This window comes from Runella sp. R5_40 (assembly GCF_057652295.1).
The window spans coordinates 117,694-136,252 of record NZ_JBYFCH010000003.1; the positions used below are offsets into that span (position 1 = coordinate 117,694).

Annotated in this window: 18 protein-coding genes; 10 read left to right on the top strand and 8 right to left on the bottom strand. The window is 45.5% G+C overall.

Annotated features, from left to right (window positions below; all coding sequences use genetic code 11):
- Positions 1 to 39: 39 nt before the first annotated feature.
- On the top strand, positions 40 to 873 hold the full coding sequence (locus AC23N5_RS07665) for a DUF4249 family protein (protein ID WP_487755089.1): 834 nt from the start codon (positions 40 to 42) through the stop codon (positions 871 to 873).
- A 230-nt stretch (positions 874 to 1,103) separates the two neighbouring features.
- Here the strand turns inward: AC23N5_RS07665 and AC23N5_RS07670 are convergent, their stop codons facing one another.
- Positions 1,104 to 2,267, bottom strand: coding sequence for a voltage-gated chloride channel family protein (locus AC23N5_RS07670; RefSeq protein WP_487755357.1), 1,164 nt, complete (start codon positions 2,265 to 2,267; stop codon positions 1,104 to 1,106).
- Positions 2,268 to 2,448: 181 nt separating this feature from the next.
- Between AC23N5_RS07670 and AC23N5_RS07675 the strand changes: the two genes are divergently transcribed.
- Positions 2,449 to 3,084: a DedA family protein gene (locus tag AC23N5_RS07675; RefSeq protein WP_183971811.1), complete on the top strand. Its 636-nt coding sequence runs from the start codon at positions 2,449 to 2,451 to the stop codon at positions 3,082 to 3,084.
- A 31-nt stretch (positions 3,085 to 3,115) separates the two neighbouring features.
- Entirely contained in the window at positions 3,116 to 3,916 is an 801-nt protein-coding gene (gene cdaA, locus AC23N5_RS07680; RefSeq protein ID WP_028527079.1) for a diadenylate cyclase CdaA, read from the top strand.
- A 12-nt stretch (positions 3,917 to 3,928) separates the two neighbouring features.
- Here cdaA and AC23N5_RS07685 read toward each other — a convergent pair whose 3' ends face one another.
- From AC23N5_RS07685 to AC23N5_RS07700, 4 genes are all read right to left on the bottom strand, one after another.
- A complete protein-coding gene (locus AC23N5_RS07685; RefSeq protein WP_487755090.1) occupies positions 3,929 to 4,114 on the bottom strand; it encodes a hypothetical protein in 186 nt (61 codons plus the stop codon).
- A gap of 28 nt (positions 4,115 to 4,142) precedes the next feature.
- Positions 4,143 to 4,400 (bottom strand): hypothetical protein, encoded by a 258-nt coding sequence (locus tag AC23N5_RS07690; RefSeq protein WP_028527081.1) that lies wholly within the window; start codon positions 4,398 to 4,400, stop codon positions 4,143 to 4,145.
- A gap of 26 nt (positions 4,401 to 4,426) precedes the next feature.
- Positions 4,427 to 4,879 (bottom strand): nuclear transport factor 2 family protein, encoded by a 453-nt coding sequence (locus AC23N5_RS07695; protein WP_487755091.1) that lies wholly within the window; start codon positions 4,877 to 4,879, stop codon positions 4,427 to 4,429.
- A gap of 83 nt (positions 4,880 to 4,962) precedes the next feature.
- Positions 4,963 to 5,253 (bottom strand): hypothetical protein, encoded by a 291-nt coding sequence (locus tag AC23N5_RS07700; RefSeq protein WP_122931996.1) that lies wholly within the window; start codon positions 5,251 to 5,253, stop codon positions 4,963 to 4,965.
- 138 nt (positions 5,254 to 5,391) lie between these two features.
- Here AC23N5_RS07700 and hslU point away from each other — a divergent pair, with 138 nt between their 5' ends.
- The gene (gene hslU, locus AC23N5_RS07705; protein ID WP_487755092.1) at positions 5,392 to 6,828 is read left to right on the top strand and encodes an ATP-dependent protease ATPase subunit HslU; all 1,437 of its coding nucleotides are present in this window, start codon (positions 5,392 to 5,394) and stop codon (positions 6,826 to 6,828) included.
- 130 nt (positions 6,829 to 6,958) lie between these two features.
- On the opposite strand, the gene AC23N5_RS07710 is transcribed toward hslU, so the two are convergent.
- Genes AC23N5_RS07710 through AC23N5_RS07720 form a run of 3 tightly spaced genes read right to left on the bottom strand, consistent with a single transcriptional unit; the run spans position 6,959 to position 9,901 of the window.
- A complete protein-coding gene (locus AC23N5_RS07710) occupies positions 6,959 to 7,735 on the bottom strand; it encodes a LytR/AlgR family response regulator transcription factor (RefSeq protein ID WP_487755093.1) in 777 nt (258 codons plus the stop codon).
- The gene (locus tag AC23N5_RS07715; RefSeq protein ID WP_487755094.1) at positions 7,732 to 8,784 is read right to left on the bottom strand and encodes a sensor histidine kinase; all 1,053 of its coding nucleotides are present in this window, start codon (positions 8,782 to 8,784) and stop codon (positions 7,732 to 7,734) included. Before AC23N5_RS07715 ends, AC23N5_RS07710 begins: the two co-directional genes overlap by 4 nt.
- Positions 8,756 to 9,901 carry a sensor histidine kinase gene (locus AC23N5_RS07720; protein ID WP_487755095.1) on the bottom strand — a complete coding sequence of 382 codons (1,146 nt, stop codon included), beginning with the start codon at positions 9,899 to 9,901 and terminating at the stop codon, positions 8,756 to 8,758. Before AC23N5_RS07720 ends, AC23N5_RS07715 begins: the two co-directional genes overlap by 29 nt.
- A gap of 439 nt (positions 9,902 to 10,340) precedes the next feature.
- On the opposite strand from AC23N5_RS07720, the gene AC23N5_RS07725 reads away from it, so the two are divergent.
- The 6 genes from AC23N5_RS07725 to AC23N5_RS07750 all read left to right on the top strand — a co-directional run bounded on the left by AC23N5_RS07725 (position 10,341) and on the right by AC23N5_RS07750 (position 18,553).
- Complete coding sequence (locus AC23N5_RS07725) at positions 10,341 to 11,759, top strand: S41 family peptidase (RefSeq protein WP_487755096.1); 1,419 nt, start codon at positions 10,341 to 10,343, stop codon at positions 11,757 to 11,759.
- A gap of 26 nt (positions 11,760 to 11,785) precedes the next feature.
- Positions 11,786 to 14,218, top strand: a complete 2,433-nt coding sequence (locus tag AC23N5_RS07730) for a TonB-dependent receptor (protein ID WP_487755097.1) — start codon at positions 11,786 to 11,788, stop codon at positions 14,216 to 14,218.
- Positions 14,219 to 14,401: 183 nt separating this feature from the next.
- Positions 14,402 to 15,529, top strand: a complete 1,128-nt coding sequence (locus AC23N5_RS07735; protein WP_487755098.1) for a Re/Si-specific NAD(P)(+) transhydrogenase subunit alpha — start codon at positions 14,402 to 14,404, stop codon at positions 15,527 to 15,529.
- A gap of 15 nt (positions 15,530 to 15,544) precedes the next feature.
- Positions 15,545 to 15,853: an NAD(P) transhydrogenase subunit alpha part 2 gene (locus AC23N5_RS07740; protein WP_028527091.1), complete on the top strand. Its 309-nt coding sequence runs from the start codon at positions 15,545 to 15,547 to the stop codon at positions 15,851 to 15,853.
- Between the two features lie 12 nt (positions 15,854 to 15,865).
- Positions 15,866 to 17,272 (top strand): NAD(P)(+) transhydrogenase (Re/Si-specific) subunit beta, encoded by a 1,407-nt coding sequence (locus AC23N5_RS07745; RefSeq protein ID WP_487755099.1) that lies wholly within the window; start codon positions 15,866 to 15,868, stop codon positions 17,270 to 17,272.
- 165 nt (positions 17,273 to 17,437) lie between these two features.
- A complete protein-coding gene (locus AC23N5_RS07750) occupies positions 17,438 to 18,553 on the top strand; it encodes an acyltransferase family protein (protein WP_487755100.1) in 1,116 nt (371 codons plus the stop codon).
- The last annotated feature ends 6 nt before the right edge of the window (positions 18,554 to 18,559 follow it).

Genomic DNA, 18,559 nt, shown 5'->3' on the forward strand with positions numbered 1-18,559 from the left:
ATAGCAACTTTTTTCCAGAAATTTCAACAAATAACGCTGATGGGCCTGCTCTTAGGCGTGTTTGGCTTGGCGTCTTGTACCGACACGAACCAAGTGGTTTTTTCTAACCAAAAACCCGTCGTAGAAGCTTTCCTAGCGCCAGGAAAACCTGTAAGTTTAAAATTGACAACGGTGACTTCTTACGCCGCTTCGAGCGACGATGCTGATTCGGTTTCAAGACCAATAACGGGGCAAACGATTAAAATCCACGTAAGCAACGGGAAAGTTTTTACCTTAAAAGAAGTCAGCGAAGGAATGTACGAGTCGGCTGCGACAGAATTGGTGATTTTTGGCTTGACTTACACCTTAGATTTTGAGTATAAAGGATTGCCTGTTTCAGCAATTACCAGCATTCCGACACGCCCTACGGGTTTTGCCTTGAGCCGAAACGTAATTTATCGAACCCAAATCGACCTTAGTAGCGGCACGACGGGTGGTTTTCGTCCGCCGTCGGGGGAAGACCGTAGCCCAATTGAGGCAACGTGGAACAATCCCACCAGCGATTACCATTTTGTGGCGTTTATCAATACCGAAACAAACCCAACGCCTATTACAATTTTGCCCGCCGAAACTACCCAAAGCCCGTTTGCCCGTCGCTTCAATAACGAACCAACAACGGCGAGTTCGAGTAGCATTATGCCGCAGACATTTCAGTATTTTGGCAAGCATTACGCGGTTTTGTATCGGTTGAATGCTGATTATGCAGCGCTCTACAAATCAACAGGAACAACGACTCAAAATATCAGTACACCTCCAACGTCCATTACCAATGGTCTGGGTGTCTTTACGGGCGTAAATGCCGATACGCTGATTGTCAATGTATATCAGTTGTAGTCCGTGCAGGAGGTTGCTCGTATAGCGTGTAGGAGGTTGCTCACAACCTCCTTGATTAGCGTATAATGTGCAGGAGGTTGCTTACAACCTCCTTGGCTAGCGTATAGTGTGCAGGAGGTTGCTCACAACCTCCTTGATTGAGCGTATCTTTAGTAAAACTCAGGTTGTGAGCAACCTGAGACACAAGAAGGGAGGTTGTGAGCAACCTCCCTCACGCCCCCTCACGCTCTCTAATCGTGTTTTTCTTTTTGAAATACTTGAGCGCTATAAATGCTTGAGTGCCCCGAAAAAAGGTAAGCGATGACGCTCGATAAGGCAATAAAAACGCCACATTCGGCCCCAAAAAGCTCCATCCCCATCAGTGTACAGGCAATCGGCGTATTGGTCGCACCTGCGAAGACAGATACGAAACCCATCCCTGCCAGCAACGCCATCGGCAACGGAACGAAAGCCGAAAGTGCATTGCCCAACGTAGCGCCAATGAAGAAAAGGGGAGTGACTTCCCCGCCCTTAAAACCTGCGCCGAGGGTGAAGGTGGTCAACAAAAGTTTGAGTACAAAATCGTAAGGGGCAAGCGGCTCGGTAAAAGAGGCGACAATGGTTGGCACGCCCAAACCAATATGCCGAGTTGTTCCCAAAAGCCAAATACAAACCGCCAATACCGCTCCCCCAACCACGGGCCGAAGTGGGGGATAGGCAATGGTTCGTTTGAAAAAATCACCCCAAAAGTGTACGATTTTAGAAAAGGAAAGGGATGTTAGACCAAATAAAATGCCCGCAAAAACGACCCAAAGTAGCGTATCTGCATGAATATGAGGTACGTTGGGGATGCTATAATGCGTATGAGCTACTTGCCATGCGTGGCAGGTATAATCGGCGATCAGTGCCGTGAGAAGGCTAGGTAAAAGCGCTTCGTAGCGCATACGCCCCACAATCAGGACTTCGAGGGCAAAAACACTGCCCGCCAGCGGTGTCCCAAATACCGAGGCAAACCCCGCACTGATTCCAATGATTAGTAAAATGCGGCGGTCATCGTCCGAAAATCGGAAGAGTTTGGTAAACTGATCGGCAATAGCTCCCCCCATTTGAACGGCCGTACCTTCGCGCCCCGCTGAGCCGCCAAACAAGTGCGTAACTAGCGTTCCAAAAAGCACAAGCGGTGCCATTTTGAGCGGAACAATCTGGGACGGACTGTGAAATTCTTCGATGAGTTGGTTGTTGCCTTTTACCACATCTTGCCCCCAATAATAATAGGCGGCTCCGACGATAAACCCACCGACTGGCAAAAACCAGGTAATCCAAGCATGCGTTTCTCGCCAGTTGGTAACCCAATTGAGCGATACCAAAAAAAAAGCCGAAGCCGAACCCGCCAAAACTCCCACGATAAGGGCCATTACCAACCATTTGAACACAAAAAGAAAAGTAGCGCTGGGGAAGATGACGGATTTGTTATTTTTCACGGTTCGATGGGTTATTTTGCCCCGAAAAGTACGAAAAAGTGAATTATTACCCTAGAAAATTAGTATGCAACAGGCAGAGGGCTTGCTGTGAAAGATAAGTTGTGTAATTTTGAACATGAATTCTATCCTTGACTTTTTCCAATACCTCCTTAACTCCGAGGAACTTATCCGCACGGGAGGGCTAGTGCTCATAACGCTTATTATTTTTGCCGAAAATGGGCTGTTTTTTGCGTTTTTTCTGCCAGGCGACTACCTCGTTTTTTTGGCAGGTGTATTTTGTGCGCTCAAAATCCTCGACGTTCCCATCTTTTTGTTGCTGACATGCCTGTTTTTAGCCGCCATTGTGGGGTCTTTGACGGGCTACCTAACGGGACGTTTTTTTGGGGATCGCATACAAAATCGACCCGATTCGCTGTTCTTTAAGAAACAACACATCAACACCACCCGTAAGTATTTCGATAAGTACGGAAGTCGCACCTTGGTGATTAGTCGATTTTTGCCCGTTGTGCGCACCTTTGCGCCGATTTTGGCAGGATTGGTGCGGATGAACATTGGCGGCTTTATGTTGTTTAATGTGTTGGGAGCGGGATTGTGGATTTTTGGATTGACAGGTGGAGGATATTATTTTGGGGAAAAATTTCCGTGGATTATAGATTACGTACATTACATCATCTTTTTCTTTTTAGGAATTACGACGTTTACGGTAGTAAAAGGGTATTTTAACGCCAAAAAAGAAATTGCTGACGAATAAATTGCCAATATCAAAATAGCTAGTCGTTATTATGTTCGTTTTTCACATCGGTTTTTTGAACGTTGAGTGGGTTGACGTCTTGGATATTGCCTTGGTAGCTTTCCTTTTGTATCAGATTTACTACTTGGTGCGGGGAAGTTTGGCGAGTAGGGTATTTTTAGGGTATTTGTTGATTTACCTTTTTTACTTGGTCGTCAGGGCCATTGGTTTGGAATTGCTCACCAAAATCCTGGAGTATTTCATGGGTGTGGGCGCGGTGGCTTTGATTGTTATTTTCCAACAAGAGATTCGTCGTTTTTTGTTGTTTGTAGGAAAATCAACCGCTTTTGCCAATAACCGTCTCATTGGACGTTTTTTTCGCCAACCAACTTCGGCCGATAAAATCAATGAAATCAAGCCTATCATAGAGGCGGTTCGGGCACTGGCAGCTGAGTTTACGGGGGGCTTGCTAGTACTCAAGAAAAACGATGAACTCGATAAATACATCCAAACGGGCGAAGAGGTGGACAGTGTGTTGTCAAAACGCCTTTTTCTATCGCTTTTTAATCAATACAGCCCCATGAACGACGGGGGCGTCATCGTGGCCGATGGGCGCATCAAAGCTGCTCGTTGTATTTTACCCGTTTCGGATAGCGATGATTTCGGAAACTTGGGCTTCCGTCACCGCGCGGCACTTGGTATGAGCGAAGTAACCGACGCGGCGGTGATTGTCGTTTCGGAAGAAACAGGACGTATTTCGTTGGCCATAGAAGGCCAATTCCTTAGCAATATTTCGGCTTCAGAAGTCGAAGAACGCCTCAAAAAGTACTTGTTTGAGGTAGGCAGAAAGTAAACGGCGCCGTTTTTATCCTTCGTTTTTTAATAAGTACTTCCGACGGACATCGTTGAGAAGAAACTTCTTTTGGGCGGTAAAACTCTCAGGGTGAATTTGAGAGAACAGCTGCTCCCATTCCTGAAAACGCTCCGCTTCTTGTTGGCTAAAGGTTTTTGTGTCAATTTTTTTGGTGACAAGGTATTCTTCAAAAGTCATGGCAAAAAAGTTTGAGTATGAACCACTACTAGACTAAATCAAATCGGGTAAGGACGTCGTTGAAGTCGCTGTGCATTTGCTGAAAACGGGCAAACACACTTTTTAGGAAAACCTCGTCCGCGAAAACTTCTCTCAAAGCAGCTTCGTCTCCCAAAAAGTCCAATTGATTTACTTTATACATTTGTTCGTAAGGCCCAGCTTCAATCTTGACGATGTATTTTTCATTCCAAGTATAAAGCGAAATTTTGTACGAATCAGTCGTGGCGATGTCTCCAACGTAGCGCATGTAATTGTGTCTTATATTTTTGAAATTTACTCACACGCCTCTTTGCGGCGCGTATCAATGATGCTGAGGATTTTCCAGCCCGCAGGTGTTTTTATTAATTGAAACGCATTGACACCACAGTGGCTAAAATTGCCTTTGTAATAAAATTTGTAGGGAGTCCAAGCAGTAGCCAAGTCACCATCAATGCGAATTTGCATTCCTGAAAGGCGTTCGTCAAGGTCGCCAGGTGTAGCTTTGCCAATGCTTTTTAGAAACCCATCAAACGAATCGGACTTAACACTGATGTCACCTGATTTGGCTTTCACAATTGATTCGAGGCGGGCGTTGGCAAGCAATGTTTGGTGTACCATCGACGAGTCACTTTTTTTCATTCCTTCAAAAAGTTGTTGAATCGGCACTTTGACGGCAGCTTCTTCGGTTTGCGAAAAGCCAATAAATGACGTAGTGAGAAAAAAGCAAAGGAGAAAAAATGGTTTCATTGGTTTAGTAGAAGGTTGATGGAAACAAAAGAAGCGACGCTTGTTCGAGCGTCGCTTCAAATTTATAACAAATCCCGCAGAAATTATTTCGCTGCTACAACTGTATCAGCAGGAGTGGCAGCAGGAGCAGTAGTTTCTGGAGTAGCACCACCAAACAATTTTTCACGGATAGCGTTGGTACGTTGCTCCAATTCTGGTTTTGCCGTATATTTAATCTTGGTTTGACGAGCCGCCGAATCGGGATGAACGCCGTAAACGTATTCATCACCAGCACGCAAATCCGTCTGTTCGATGGTATTGTTCTTTTGATACTTACAAGAGGCTAAAGAAACCGTCAACAACAAAGCACTTATTTTCAAAAAGTTACGTTTCATCTTCAAGATTCGTTTATCAAATTTGTACAAAAATAGAGGTCAAATTTGAAAATGCCAACGTTTCTACATTTGTTTTGCAAAAAAAATGCCCTTATTGCCTTCTTAAATTTATCTATTTTCACATTGTCAAATTAACGGATGTCCTCACAATTAGATAAACTAACTCCCCGCGAAATAGTCGCCGAACTAGACAAATACATTATCGGGCAGCACGATGCCAAGCGCAACGTGGCGATTGCACTCCGAAACCGTTGGCGTCGGATGAACAGCACGCCCGAGATGCAAAAAGAAATTATTCCTAATAATATTTTGATGATTGGCGCGACGGGGGTCGGGAAAACCGAAATTGCCCGCCGCTTGGCCAAAATCGCCGATGCCCCTTTTGTGAAAGTAGAAGCTTCTAAATTTACGGAAGTGGGATACGTGGGGCGTGACGTCGAAAGCATGGTGCGCGACTTGGTAGAACAAGCCGTAAATATGGTGAAAACGGCCAAAAAAGAAGAAGTAAAACAAAAGGCACAGGACATCGTAGAGGAAATTATTTTGGATGTGCTGATTCCGCCGATGTATCCCAATAACACGCCCAAGAACAACAGCCGCCCAAGCGTAGGTTTTGAGATTACGGATGATACCGACGCCGTTAATCCTCCTCCGCCTGTTTCGTCGATGCCCGACCACGAACTCAACGAGCGCACACGCGTGCGTTTCCGCGATAAACTACGGGCGGGTGAACTCGAAAATCGGAAAATCGAGATTGATATGCAGTCTTCGTCGGCTCCAAATATTGGTGTTATGGGTGGACCTATCGACGATATGTCGATGATGAATTTGCAAGAAATGCTCGGTAACATGATGCCTAAGCGTAATAAAAAACGTAAAATGAGCATTGCCGATGCCCGCAAGATATTGTTGGAAGAGGAAGCAGCCAAGCTCATTGACATGGATGAAGTCAAAGAAGAAGCGCTGCTGAAGGCCGAAAATTTAGGAATTATTTTTATTGATGAGATTGACAAAATCGCCAATTCCAACGGAAAAGGCGGAGGCCCTGACGTAAGTCGTGAGGGGGTTCAGCGCGATTTGCTCCCGATTGTCGAAGGCTCAACGGTCAATACCAAACACGGCCCAATCAAAACCGATCATATTTTGTTTGTAGCAGCGGGGGCTTTTCACGTGTCTAAACCTTCGGATTTGATTCCAGAATTACAGGGACGTTTCCCGATTCGGGTCGAATTGCAAAGCTTGACGGAAAACGATTTTTACCGTATTTTGAAAGAGCCGCGTAACTCTCTCACGCGTCAATATTTTGCGTTGATGGAAGCCGAAGGTGTCGAATTGACGTTCCAAGATGACGCATTGCTAGAGTTGGCAAAATTGGCATTTACCATCAATTCAGAAGTGGAAAACATTGGTGCGCGTCGCCTTCAAACGGTGATGAGCACTTTACTCAATGACTTCATGTTTGACATTCCTGATGTTATCGGACCCAATGCCCACGTGATTGTGACCAAAGAGTTGGTGCAGGAGCGTTTGGCAGGGCTGGTCAAAAACCGCGATTTGAGTCAGTATATATTGTAATGCCCAACCTCCCGAATGTTCGCTTGCGTAGAGTACAAACATTCGGGAGGTTTGCTGTTTTAACGAATGTAATTTGTGCTTAACCTCCCGAATGTTCGCCTGCGTAGAGTACAAACATTCGGGAGGTTAGTTAACGAATAACAATTTGCCCTTCTAATTTCGCCAATAAGCCATCTCGATACTGCATTCCAATCGGAATCTGAGTGTGTGAATGAAATGATAACATATTGCCGCTGATGCTTTTGATTTTTGGCAAACTGGCAATGTACGATTTGTGTACCCGCACAAAGAGGCTTTCTGGCAGGCTTTCTTCCATTTTTTTCATGGTTAGGTACGTCACGATAAAACGGTCGCGGAGGTAAATTTTAACATAATCCTTCATTGCTTCTACGTACTGAATTTCATCAAATAGGACTTTGACCAAAGTTCCATCTTCTTTGACAAAAATCCCGTTGTCTTCCCCGCGAGGCGTTGGGGTAGTTTTTGCTTCGGTTTCCAGTGTCGGTTCTTGTAGTTCGTGGCGGCGTTTTTCGAGGATTTCTTTGGCCTCTCGCCGCTCTTTTACTTTTTGGATGGCCCTTAGAAAACGCTCAAAGGCGATGGGTTTGAGCAGATAATCAGTAACATCCAGTTCAAACCCATCGTGAGCATACTGGTGAAAGGCCGTTGTCATAATCACTTGTGGCCGATACGACAGCGATTTGAGAAACTCCAAGCCTGAGATTTGGGGCATTTCAATATCGCAAAAAATCAAGTCGATGGAGTGTTGCGATAGAAGCTCATAGGCTTCAAAGGCGTTGCTTGCCTTGCCTGCAAGTTCTAAAAAAGGAAGCCGTTTGACAAAAGTCTCGATGATTTCCTGGGCGATGGGCTCGTCTTCAACAATAATGCAACGGAGATTTTTCATAGCTCAAGTTTTAAATCAACTTTATACATTCCTTCATTTTCGATTACCTTCAATCGATGCTTGTTGGGGTACAAAAACGCCAATCTTTTTTGTACAGTTTCGATGCCCGAATGCTGGCAGTCGGGAACGTAGTCCGACTCAATTTTTAGCTCTAACACCGCGTCTTGCGTTTTTATATCGACCTCGCAGTTGGATTTTATACATTTAAAGGCTTTTTCTAACAGGGGGAAAATTAGTAATGGACTAATCGTCAGGCTGTCGAGAAAATGGGTTTTGAGCCGAAAATTGACGTTTACGTGGTCTGCGAGTCGCGTTTCTTGCAAATCAACGTAATTAATCATAAAATCCAATTCCTTCTGAAGCGCTACTTTCTCGGCATCTGTTTCATAAAGGGTATAGCGAATCATATTTGAGAGCTTGAGGGTCATTTGTTCGGCCTTTTTAGGATCGGTATTGACCACATTTTTGATGTTTTCGAGCGACTCATTGATAAACTGAGGGTTAATCTGCGATTTTAGAAGCTTTATCTCCAAGTCCATTTTGTTTTTATTCAGCGCATTGTTTTTGCGTTGCTCTAAGGCCAAGTCTATCATTATCTTTAAGGAAATGGGCAACCAACGGGAGGCTTGTATCAAAAATATAATAGGGTTGAGCAAAAAATCGGACAAGCGCTTCAGTAGCCCTCCTCCGTCGATATTGATCATTTTTTGGTAGTCTTGGTTGAACGTTCCAAAATCAAGGTGGTTTAGCGCAATTTGCCAGATGATTTCGTTGACAACTGTTTTGACCAAATGGCCTACTACATATACTAAAAACAAATAAATGACATACTTATAGTGCACAAACAGCCGACGCACACAGTACAACGCCAATCGGTAAGTGATGTAAAAAACGATGATGTTTCCGAACGACCAAAACAAGGCACCCGACGTGAACATATTGGTGGTAGAGCCGACGTAAATGGTATTGTTGAAAAACCAAAAAAGCCAAAACAAGAACTCAAAAATGCCTGCTCGTTTATCATAAAGGTAATCTAAGGTGGACTTCATAGCTGTTTGGGTTATCGTGGATTTGGAGCGAATGGTCGGGGTAAAGAAGCGATAGGCGGCGTTTGATATTGACCAAGCCTATTCCACCTACTTTCGTTTTCGATACTTTTAAATCGGGTTTTGAATTGTAGGTGTCGAAATGCAACTGATTGTTTTTCAGGGAAATGTGGATGTCGATTTGGGCGTGTTTGAGGTTGTCGCTTAGGCCATGTTTGAAGGCGTTTTCGACAAAAGGTAACAAAACCCGAGGGGCAATGAAATGCTTATTCACCGTGTTTTCGTCCACCTTAAAATCAATATGAACGTTTTGGTCGTGCCTGATTTTTTCGAGGCTGATGTAGTTTTTGAGGTAATTGATTTCTGAAAGTAGCGGTACGTTATTGCCCTTAGAATCATCAAAAGATTCTTTCAAAAGGCTCTGTAGTTGGCTGATGGCGGCGGTGGTGGTAGGCTTTTGGTTTAGAATGAGCCCATAGATATTGTTGAGCGAATTGAATAAAAAGTGAGGATTAAGCTGACTTTGCAAAAACCGAGATTCGAGGTCGTGGTTAAGGTCATTGAGGTGTTTTTGCTTGATGATATTTTCAATAAAGTACTTGACGGATTTTACGAAAATAATGAGTCCAAAATGAGACTTGAATTCAAAAAACACGACAAACGCAAACGATATGCTTCGAAAGTGTCCCCACAAACCGTATCGACTATAGACGTCGAGAAAGGCAAGGAAAGGGTTATCTTCTCTGGATGCTGAATAACTCACAACGGTATTGTTGCTGTACACTTCTTGAAGAAACGCGTGAGTGAAATAGCTAAAGACCGTAAAGTACCAGAAAGCGACGGGTAAAAAAAAGTACGAGTAGCGTTCTGTGACGAAGTAGGTAGGAAATAAATAATAAAAAATGGCGTAGGCAGCGGCTAAATTGGTGAGCCAGTACACATAAAAATGGACGCCGTATTTTAAGTCTTCAACGAAAAACTCGTTTGCAAGAAATGTATAGCTCAAGTAAATGTAACACAGATGGGCCAAAATACGCAGCCAAAGCCTAGAATTATAGAAATCTAAGGCTTGTTCAACGACATCAAATAGTTGTAGATTCGGTTGGTCGAGGCGATTCATACGTTCGTCTAAAAATTTGGGCAAATTTCGTCAAAGTGCATTAGTTTCTATCAATATGTGTCGGTGGTTATGTGCCTGCGGTTGCTATTTGTGCCTGCGGTTGCTCACAACCGCAGGAGTCTCAGTCAGTTGTAAGCAACCTCCTGCACCAGTCGTATTGGGGTCGGTTAGGAGTAACCTCCCGCCCATATCAGCACGATACGGGCGGTTGTGAGCAACCGCCCACACGTTCCCTCACGAATGCGACCTCGCACATATCACGTGCCTGCGGTTGCTCACAACCGCAGGAAATCGTCGTATTAGGGTTTGGTCGTAAGCAACCTAAACGTCCCATTTGTCGAGTTTTCGTCGAGAGGAAAGCGAGGTTCGTCAAAAAACTTTGGTAACGACAACGTATCCGTGCAGTTTTGAACCACGATTTCTAAACAAACCAAAGCGTATGGCAAACCGATTTTTTCTCTGTATTTTCTTACTTTTTGCAACTGAAAGCATGGCCCAAAACTGTGAATGCTCGGCGGTATTGGCTACGTATATCCAGAAAACAGAAGCCAACTATGCAGGTTTTCAAGACAAAGTAACTACCCAAATACGACCACGGTACGAACGATTACTGGATAGTTTGCGAACGGCAGCCCGTGACTTGCCAGGTGATAAACAGTGTTTTCAATTGGTACGGGCGTACAAGCGTTTTTTCAAAGACGGGCATTTTCAGGTTTCTTTTAATACACCCGAAGTAACGGTTCCCATTCGTACCATCAGCACCGACGAGCAGCAAGCGAAAAGCTACTTTGATGCCCACGTTGGCAAATTACACCCCTTGGAAGGCATCTGGGAAATCGTGGATGGTAGTTACCGCGTGGCACTCATGCGTGACCCACAACAACCCGATAAAATGGCAGCGGTGGTGTTGGCGGCTCAAAATAAAAAATGGCAAGTAGGCATGGTTAAATTTGAAGCCGCCGCTAGTGGCCCAAGCCCTTATAAAGGAATTTACTGGGCAGGCGACCTCAGTTCGTCTGAACGTACCTTTCCGCTGGAAGGAAACTTGCTCAACGTCCCTAATTCGGGCTACTGGGTACGGCAATATCCTCAAAAGGCAACCCCCGATGAGCTCGCTAAAGCACAGCAGGCTGAGGAGGAGTTTCATGTAAAAGCAATTGACAAACAAACTTTTTACGTACGAATTCCTTCCTTTGGTATTTCCTTTGAAATGGTGGATAGCGTCTTGAAAGCACACGATGCAACGATACGGAATTCCTCCCATTTGATTGTAGATATTCGTGACAACTTCGGCGGAATGAATGGGTCTTTTCCTGCCATTTTAAAATACCTCAATACCAATACTTTTCGAGATATTCACTCACATTTTAGAAGTACCCCCGACAATTTAAAAGCGGAAGAAGCGATGATTGACCGAGCGCTGACTCAAGGGTGGATTTCGGCCAAAGATGCAAAACCTTGGCAGGAATCACTGGCTAAAAACCGATTAAAAGTGGGACAAATGGTGGAATATCCTGCCGATACGATGTCGTACGGGGAGGTGCTGCCGTATCCCCAAAAAGTGGCGGTGCTAATGAATGAAAACTGCTACAGCAGCGCGGAGTACTTTGTGTTTTATGCCAAACAAAGTAAAAAAGTGACGCTCTTCGGCAACCATACAGGCGGAATGATGGACTATGGTAATGTGCGTGAACACGAGTTGCCGTGCAAAAACTTTGAATTACGCTTGCCCACCACCCGCACAGGTTGGGTCGATTATGCCCCCATCGACAACGTTGGTTTTCAGCCCGATGTTCAGATTCCAAGCTCGGAAAAAGATTGGATAAAATTTGTTCAAAATTACTGGCAATCAAAATAGCGTTTTAACCTTTTTTCTTAACAGTCATGAAACATCTTTTCGTTGTACTGACCCTGGTCAGCGGGCTATGCTTTGCCCAAAACAAAGGAAGCATCAAAGGACGCACGGTGGAAATAAGCACCCAAAAAGGGGTGGAGTTTGCGAGTGTAGCACTGTTGTTATCGTCAGATTCATCGCTTGTAAAAGGGGGCGTGACGGACACATTAGGGCGTTTTATGCTGCAAAATATCGCAGATGGACACTATTTGCTGGCCATTTCTAGCGTTGAATACCAGCGTTTTATGTCGGCTCCAATCCATATTAATGAAAACCAACGAGACTTGGATCTAGGGACGCTATTCTTACAAGCCGACCAAAAACAGCTCAACGAAGTCGTGGTGAAGGGGACTAAGCCTGTTTTTGAACAAAAAATGGGGAATATCATCGTAAATGTGGACAGCAAAATGTTCAAAACCGCCACCAATGCGCTTGAAGTTATGCGGCGTTCGCCAGGGTTATTGGTGGACATGAGCGGAAAAATTACGTTTAGAGGAACATCGCCCAAAATTTTGATTGACGGCAAAGACCTACGAATGACCGAAGAGCAGGAAAAAAACTACCTCAAGTCGCTGACCCCCGACCAAATCGAAACGATTGAACTCATGCCCACGCCGCCTGCCAAGTACGAGTCGTCGTTTCAGACGGTGATTAATATTAAGCTCAAACGTGATCAAAATTTGGGCGGGCGGGGCTCGATTTATGGGACGTATTTGCAGCACCGTTTTGCGACGGGCGACGCGGGTGGAAACCTAACGTATAAAACCCAAAAAATGGCGTTTTCGCTGAATACAGGCTGGAATTCATCCAATTGGTACCAAGAACTGACTGACCGACGTGTGATGGGGAAAGAAGGAAATAAAGATGTGTTTGAGTCGTATTCGTACCTCAAAAACCCCACCCAGAGTTTCAATGCGGTGGCAGGGGTAGAGTACGTGGTCAGTCCGCATCATAGCTTTGATTTTAAAGTTACGGGTGATGTGGGCAGGGCTCCCAGCTCAACCTATGCGGAAAATAAGTCGGTGTTGCGTGGAAATGAGCAACCGTTGACGGTGAGTCACAACCAAATGATGGAAAATAGTCGCTCTTTGACGGGATTAGCGGGCTATACATATAAAAATAACAAAGGCCGTGAGCTGATGGTGGAGGTGGCCTTGGCAGGTAGTCAGAAACCAGGAACGCAGAACATGGTATCGGAATTTGTGCGAAACAACGAACAAGTACGGGGTATCTCAGTTCAACGAAACGACCAACTCGCCAACTCAACTTTCAGAACATTGAATGCGATTTACACGGACGTTGTGGGGAAAGAGTGGAAATTGGAGGCAGGTTTTAAAATGAATTACGTAAAAAACCTTGCTAAAATTGACTACGATACGCTCATTCGGACGGATGCTTCTCGTTCGACTCCTTTGACAGTAGCGGATTTTCGTAAAGATTTTGGGCGAAGTAATGAGTTTACATTTGACGAAAACATCACGATGTTTTTTATGCAAATGAGCAAACAGGTTAAGAAGCTAGGTTTTACGGCAGGACTACGGGCAGAAAATACCGTTACGCAAGGTGAATCCGTCACATTGGGAGCGATTGTAAACCGCAACTATTGGAATATTTTACCTAACCTAACACTACAGTATAAACTCAACGACAACAGCAATTTGGTGTGGAGTTCGTCGCGCAAACTTTCGCGGCCTACTGTTTGGCAACTCAATCCTTTCCCTTTTTTCATCGACCCTTATACAGTAGCAATGGGAAACCCGTTTTTGTATCCTCGTATTCGGAATGTATCGGAGGTGACGTATTCGTACAAAAAACTCATGTTGGTCACGGGTTATAACTACAACCAAAACGGGGTGACTCAGTTGCCATTGTACAATGCCACGACGCGTCTTACGACTTGGCAGCAGGTTAATGCAAACAACCGTCGCCTATTTTTTGATGTGAGTCATTCAGCTACGTTACTGCCCAAATGGAACTATCAAATGTACCTCAGCACGGCCTACGGGGGCGAAAATGTCACCCTCAATGGCCAAAGCAATTCGGTGGCTGGGCTATCGGCCTCGCTCTGGGTGTCCAACATGTTCACGTTGCCCAAAGGATACACGCTCGAAGTATCAGGTTGGTACAATGTTCCCGAGCGTGCTAGTTTCTACCGTGCGCGCTCGTTGGGAGCAATGAATGTAGGCGTCCAAAAAAGCTTTGCCAATAACCGCTGGAATACGCAACTGAACCTCAACGATATTTTTTGGACGAGCATTTTTAGGGCAAACATCAAAGTGGATGATTCGGATATGACGTTTACCAACGTGCAGCCGCAGCGCTATGCGTCGTTTCGGGTGACGTACAATTTTGGGAAGTCGAAGTACCAAGCTCGGGGCCGAAAATCGGGGGTAAGTGAGGATGCGGCTCGTATTCGCAAATAATGCTGTGTTACTTTAATTGTCTCTTTTTCAACGGCTGCCTTTGTGCTTTGCAGAGGTAGCCGTTGCCATTTTTAGCCCTGTGCTGGTCGATACAAAAAGATTTTCCGAAAACTGGCGAATCTTATTGTTTATGTGGATAATGTCCTATATTTTGGGGTTTTATTCCAATAAACTACTTCAACCTTGAAAATAGCTATTTTGAAAGAAACCAAAACCTACGAAAAGCGGGTTGCGGTCACACCTGACATTGTTAAGTCTCTTCTCAAAGCGGGTTTTACCTGCGCCGTCCAACATGATGCTGGCGAGAAATCTTCCTTACTTAACACCGAGTACGAGAAAGCAGGCGCTCAAGTGGTAGCAGATGTCAAAACGCTCCTTGCCGACGCCGATGTCGTTCTAAAAGTCAACGCTCCTACGCTGGAAGAAGTGGCTCAAATGCGCGAAGGCGCAGTGAGCATTTCGTTTCTGTACGCCTACACGCAGCCTGAACTGGTTCAAGCCCTCAATGCCAAGAAAATTTCGGCCTTTAGCATGGATGCCGTTCCCCGTACGACCAAAGCCCAAAGCATGGATGCGCTCAGCTCGCAGGCCAACCTCGCGGGCTACAAGGCGGTATTGCTGGGAGCCAACGCGCTGGGTAAAATTTTTCCGCTGATGATGACGGCCGCAGGAACCATCAAACCCTCGCGGGTACTGATTTTTGGCGCTGGGGTGGCAGGATTACAGGCCATCGCGACGGCCAAACGTCTTGGCGCGGTGGTGGAAGTAACCGACGTTCGCCCCGAAACCAAAGAACAGGTGGAGTCGCTGGGTGGGAAGTTTCTGAGCGTCGAAGGCATGGAAGCCAACAAGTCGGAAGGTGGGTATGCCAAAGAAGTGTCGGCGGAGTTTCTCCAAAAACAACAAGACCTCATCAAACAGCGCATCAAGGACGCAGACATCGTCATCACAACGGCCTTGGTGATGGGTAAAAAAGCCCCCATTTTGGTGACGGAAGAAATGGTGAAGTCGATGAAAACGGGCAGCGTGATTGTGGATATGGCCGTAGAATCGGGCGGTAACTGTGCCTTGAGCGAAGCCAATCAGACGGTCGTAAAAAATGGGGTTACGATTATTGGAGAGTCAAATCTACCTGCACTACTCGCGACCAATGCCAGCGACCTGTACGCCAAAAACATCAGTACGTTGCTGTTGCATTTGGCCAACAAAGATGGTTTTAAGTGGGAACTGGAGGAGGAAATCACGAAAGGAAGCCTCATCACGCACCAAGGGCAGTTGGTCCACGCCTTTACCAAATCAATTTTAAAATAACGTCATCTTCAAACTATGGACGCAATCATCACATTTATTGGCGAAAACATACAACTCATCTACATCCTCATTCTCTCCATTTTTGTGGGGATTGAGGTGATTTCCAAAGTACCCTCCGCCCTGCATACCCCGCTGATGTCGGGTGCCAATGCCATCCACGGGGTAGTTATCATCGGGGCGATTATCGTCATGGGCCATGCCGAAGCGGGTAACTGGCCCGCGTTGATACTCGGCTTTTTGGCGGTTATTCTCGGAACACTCAACGTTGTGGGTGGTTTCGTCGTTACCGACCGTATGTTAGAAATGTTTAAAAAGAAAAAGTAACCGTCAACTGAAATGATACAACAATATTGGTTATACCTTATTTACCTTTTGGGCTCGGTATTTTTTATCGTAGGATTAAAAATGCTTTCGGGACCCAAAACTGCCCGTAATGGCAACTTCTTGGCAGCGGCAGGGATGGCGATTGCTATTTTGGGTACTATTTTTATGCATACCAACGAGGACGGCGAGCCTATTGGCAACTACGGCTGGATTTTCGGGGGGATTGCCATCGGAACAGTCGTCGGTTGGATTTCGGCCAAAAAAGTAAAAATGACCGATATGCCGCAAATGGTGAGCCTTTTCAACGGAATGGGAGGCGCTTGTGCGGCACTTATTTCGTTGGTCGAATTTGGACACCTGCACGACGATGCTTCTCCCGCCACCGTCCTGACGATTGTGGCAGGATTGGTCATTGGTAGCGTGTCGTTTTCGGGTAGTATCATCGCCTATGCCAAGTTGCAGGAAATTATGAAAAAAAACTTCCGCTTGCCTGCGCAAAACGTCCTTACCTTGGTGCTGTTGATAGCGACGTTAGGACTGACTGTTTACATTGCGTTGGGGCATCCAAGTGCGGTTTTGCTTTACACCGTTTTTGCGTTGTCGTTGGCCTATGGTGTCCTTTTTGTGTTACCAATTGGAGGCGCCGATATGCCAGTGGTGATTTCGCTTCTCAACTCTTTTACGGGAGTGGCGGCGGCTTTCGGTGGGTTTTTGTACGATAACCAAGTGATGCTGACGGGCGGGATTTTGGTAGGTTCGGCAGGTACGTTGCTGACGATTTTGATGTGTAATGCCATGAACCGTTCCCTTACAAACGTGATTTTTGGCTCGTTTGGCGGTGGTAGCGCTGCTGCCGCTGGCGGAGGTAGTGCCACAACGGGCGGGGCCGTAAAAAGCAGTACGCCTTCTGACGTGGCGATTATGATGAACTACGCCCAAAAAGTGATTGTGGTGCCAGGCTATGGTTTGGCAGTAGCGCAGGCGCAGCACGTAATTCACGAACTCGAAGCCTTGCTCGAACAGCGCGGGGTAGAGGTAAAATACGCGATTCACCCCGTGGCAGGACGGATGCCTGGGCACATGAATGTGCTCTTGGCAGAGTCGAACGTAGCCTACGATAAGTTGGTAGAAATGGAAGAAATCAACGACCAGTTTGCGACCACCGACGTGGTGTTTGTCGTAGGAGCCAACGACGTAGTAAACCCCGCAGCTCGCAGCAATCCCGCCAGCCCGATTTACGGAATGCCCATTTTGAACGCCGACAAAGCCAAAACGGTGATTGTCAGCAAGCGTTCGATGGCGGCGGGTTACGCTGGTATCGACAACGAACTGTTTTATTACCCCAACTGTATGATGTTGTTTGGGGACGCCAAAGATTCTATCACCAAAGTGGTAACTGAATTGAAAGGCATGGATTAATGGATTTCGTTAGTTTTCAGGAATAATAGGTGGACAGGCAATTCAACCGAATTGCCTGTTTTTTGTGCAAAATGCTCGGTTTTTTCGGGCGTTTTGCGTTTGTTTGAGGAGAAAACGTTTACCTCTTCCTTGAGAAAGTCGTTTATTTTAAATTTGCTGTTGTTGATGAACAATAACCAACTGAGTACTAAACCACACTACCAATTATTAGATGGACTTCGAGGTGTAGCGGCTATTGTCGTAGTATTTTTTCACCTTACCGAGCCACTCGCTAGCAGCCGCTTTACCAATGTTGTCAATCATGGTTACTTAGCCGTTGATTTTTTCTTTTTACTGTCTGGCTTTGTAATCGGTTATGCTTACGACGACAGATGGGACAAATTAACCGTTGGCAGTTTCTTGCGTCGTCGGTTCGAGCGATTACAACCGCTGGTAGTTTTGGGCATGACGCTCGGAGCTATGGGTTTTTACTTTACCGACTCCGCGATTTGGCCGAATATCCATACAGTCCCTTTGTGGAAAATGCTGGTTGTGATGCTGATAGGCTACACAATTTTACCCATACCTCTTTCAATGGATATTCGGGGTTGGCAAGAAATGCACCCACTCAACAGCGTCGCTTGGTCCTTGTTTTTTGAATACATTGCTAATATCCTTTACGCGCTAGGACTGAGAAAATTATCTAATAAAGCCTTGGCTGTTTTTGTTGCTTTAACAGGAATCTTGCTTCTGCATTTTGTAGTGACTAACCCAAACGGAGACGTTACGGGGGGATGGACTCTCAATTGGATGCACATGAGGGTTGGAATCACTCGAACGCTATTCCCCTTTTTTGCAGGTCTGCTTTTGTCACGAGTTGAACGACGGCTAATTTCTATCAAAAACGCTTTTTTGTGGTGTAGCTTGCTGCTAGTAGCTGTTTTGCTAATGCCAAGAATTGGCAGTGCCGACCATCTTTGGATGAATGGCTTGTATGAAGCTTTTTGTATCATCATTGTGTTTCCACTCATTGTATATACCGGAGCTAGTGGTGGGAGAAATGGCCAAACAGAAGAGAAGATTTGTGCGTTTCTGGGCAATCTTTCTTACCCTTTATACATGACCCACTACGTACTCCTCTATTTTTATGTGGCATGGGTAAGCAACCACAAAGTAACCTCCCTATCGCAGGCGTGGCCTTGCGCCTTGCTTACATTTTCGGGCGCTGTGTTGTTGGCATATGTGAGTTTAAAGTGGTACGATGAGCCAGTAAGAGCTTGGTTGAAAAAAAAGTTAAAGTAGTAAAAC

Excerpts from the sequence above, each read along its gene's own strand:
- AC23N5_RS07720 (WP_487755095.1), bottom strand. The coding sequence starts at position 9,901 with ATGAATCGCCTCGACCAACCGAATCTACAACTATTTGATGTCGTTGAA.
- hslU (WP_487755092.1), top strand. The coding sequence starts at position 5,392 with ATGTCCTCACAATTAGATAAACTAACTCCCCGCGAAATAGTCGCCGAA.
- AC23N5_RS07695 (WP_487755091.1), bottom strand. The coding sequence starts at position 4,879 with ATGAAACCATTTTTTCTCCTTTGCTTTTTTCTCACTACGTCATTTATT.
- AC23N5_RS07715 (WP_487755094.1), bottom strand. The coding sequence starts at position 8,784 with ATGAAGTCCACCTTAGATTACCTTTATGATAAACGAGCAGGCATTTTT.
- AC23N5_RS07675 (WP_183971811.1), top strand. The coding sequence starts at position 2,449 with ATGAATTCTATCCTTGACTTTTTCCAATACCTCCTTAACTCCGAGGAA.
- AC23N5_RS07740 (WP_028527091.1), top strand. The coding sequence starts at position 15,545 with ATGGACGCAATCATCACATTTATTGGCGAAAACATACAACTCATCTAC.
- AC23N5_RS07665 (WP_487755089.1), top strand. The coding sequence starts at position 40 with ATGGGCCTGCTCTTAGGCGTGTTTGGCTTGGCGTCTTGTACCGACACG.
- AC23N5_RS07750 (WP_487755100.1), top strand. The coding sequence starts at position 17,438 with ATGAACAATAACCAACTGAGTACTAAACCACACTACCAATTATTAGAT.
- cdaA (WP_028527079.1), top strand. The coding sequence starts at position 3,116 with ATGTTCGTTTTTCACATCGGTTTTTTGAACGTTGAGTGGGTTGACGTC.
- AC23N5_RS07700 (WP_122931996.1), bottom strand. The coding sequence starts at position 5,253 with ATGAAACGTAACTTTTTGAAAATAAGTGCTTTGTTGTTGACGGTTTCT.
- AC23N5_RS07685 (WP_487755090.1), bottom strand. The coding sequence starts at position 4,114 with ATGACTTTTGAAGAATACCTTGTCACCAAAAAAATTGACACAAAAACC.
- AC23N5_RS07710 (WP_487755093.1), bottom strand. The coding sequence starts at position 7,735 with ATGAAAAATCTCCGTTGCATTATTGTTGAAGACGAGCCCATCGCCCAG.
- AC23N5_RS07745 (WP_487755099.1), top strand. The coding sequence starts at position 15,866 with ATGATACAACAATATTGGTTATACCTTATTTACCTTTTGGGCTCGGTA.
- AC23N5_RS07670 (WP_487755357.1), bottom strand. The coding sequence starts at position 2,267 with ATGGCCCTTATCGTGGGAGTTTTGGCGGGTTCGGCTTCGGCTTTTTTT.
- AC23N5_RS07730 (WP_487755097.1), top strand. The coding sequence starts at position 11,786 with ATGAAACATCTTTTCGTTGTACTGACCCTGGTCAGCGGGCTATGCTTT.
- AC23N5_RS07690 (WP_028527081.1), bottom strand. The coding sequence starts at position 4,400 with ATGCGCTACGTTGGAGACATCGCCACGACTGATTCGTACAAAATTTCG.
- AC23N5_RS07725 (WP_487755096.1), top strand. The coding sequence starts at position 10,341 with ATGGCAAACCGATTTTTTCTCTGTATTTTCTTACTTTTTGCAACTGAA.